The sequence below is a fragment of the Mesorhizobium sp. CA14 genome, assembly GCF_020165195.1.
Classification (GTDB): Bacteria; Pseudomonadota; Alphaproteobacteria; order Rhizobiales; family Rhizobiaceae; genus Mesorhizobium.
In genome coordinates, this window is sequence record NZ_JAIUHR010000061.1 from 1 (window position 1) to 1,443 (window position 1,443).

The following is a 1,443-nucleotide window of genomic DNA, read 5'->3' on the forward strand; positions in this document are numbered from 1 at the left end:
CGGGGTGGAGCAGCCCGGTAGCTCGTCAGGCTCATAACCTGAAGGTCACAGGTTCAAATCCTGTCCCCGCAACCAAATCCCAAAACGGCCCGCACAACGCGGGCCGTTTGCGTTTGTGATCGCAGAACGGACACGAAGGGCAAGGCCCCTCACGAGGGCCGAATCATTAAACCCGGAGTGGCGCCTGGCGCGGTGTTCGCCTTGCTGGAGCTCATGGACCGCGGGCGACGAGGATGTCAAAGTGAGCGCGGCAGCGCATTCAGGGACCAGCTCACAACCAGGCACGAAAAGAATATTAGCCGGTTGAGTTTAAACTCAGCCGGCTTCCGTGTCTCAGCCGCCTCGAAATGGCGAGTGCAGAGGTCGTGAAAGCCGCCGCCTGGCGATCCTCGATCGGGCGCCGGGCGTCCCGAGCCCGATATTTCGATCTCTGCCGATTCGGGTACTGTTGGATCTTTCACCGAATCGCAACGGGCGAATTGGAATCGAATCAACCAACTGCCAATTGTTGCTATCTATTGCTATATCTCCCGCCCGGCCCCATATTTTCCGGAGGAGGCATCCATGCCCAACTACGCTTTGAACGAGCACTATGAGCGCTTCATCAGAAAGCAGCTCGAATCAGGCCGCTACAACAATGCCAGCGAGGTTGTCCGCGCCGGTCTGCGCATGCTCGAGGATTTTGAGGCAGAGCGGGAGAAGTGGCTGCGCGAGGAAATCCCGTCGCGCGTGGCCGATCTCCGGCAGGATCCGGTCAAGGGAATCCCCGCCGGAACGGTGTTTTCCCGGCTGGAGCTCCGTCATCGCGCACGGCAGGCGAAAGCCAAGTAGGGGATGGAGTACCGGATTGTCTTCCACCCGAAAGCGGAAGCCGAACTCGAGCAACTCTATGACGATATAGCCGAGCGTGCGTCGCCGGCGGTTGCCTGGGATTTTGTTGTGGGCATCCGCGATCTCTGTTTGGGCCTGTCGACATTTCCACAGCGCGGCACCGAGCGGGTGGAGATCATGCCGGGGCTGCGGATCATTGGGTATCGTCGCGCGGTCAGCATCGTTTTCACTGTCGACGGCGAGCGCGTGCTGATCCTGGGCATCTTCTACGCAGGCCGGAACATCACGCCTGAATTGCTCGAAGGACGGCTCTGAACCGCGGGTCAAAGGGCCGCGACGATCGACATTCGGCTAAGTGCTGGTGGCTGTCGCATTCGCCCGGCGAAGCGGATGTGACGGGTATCGCTGCAGTGGCCGGCAACGGAAGCGCCGGCCAAAATTCAACCAAGCCAGCTCACGAATTTTGCCTTCGTGGATATCTTCGCGAGAAATCGAAAAAAGAGCGATCTAGGCTGTTGACAGTTCGACGAGGTGGCGACTATATACGGCCCACGAACGAGGGCGGTGCGCCGCTGGCGACGAAGAAGTTTGCTTCTAGGTCTGCCCTCTGCG

General features: G+C 59.7%; 2 protein-coding genes. Both read left to right on the forward strand.

Features of this window, described 5'->3' with window-relative positions:
* Positions 1-564: 564 nt before the first annotated feature.
* A complete protein-coding gene (locus tag LB565_RS29740; protein WP_224589624.1) occupies positions 565-831 on the forward strand; it encodes a type II toxin-antitoxin system ParD family antitoxin in 267 nt (88 codons plus the stop codon).
* Positions 832-834: 3 nt separating this feature from the next.
* Entirely contained in the window at positions 835-1,146 is a 312-nt protein-coding gene (locus LB565_RS29745; RefSeq protein WP_224589625.1) for a type II toxin-antitoxin system RelE/ParE family toxin, read from the forward strand.
* Positions 1,147-1,443: the final 297 nt, after the last annotated feature.

Coding starts and splice junctions, on each gene's coding strand:
- LB565_RS29740 (WP_224589624.1), top strand. CDS start 565: ATGCCCAACTACGCTTTGAACGAGCACTATGAGCGCTTCATCAGAAAG.
- LB565_RS29745 (WP_224589625.1), top strand. CDS start 835: ATGGAGTACCGGATTGTCTTCCACCCGAAAGCGGAAGCCGAACTCGAG.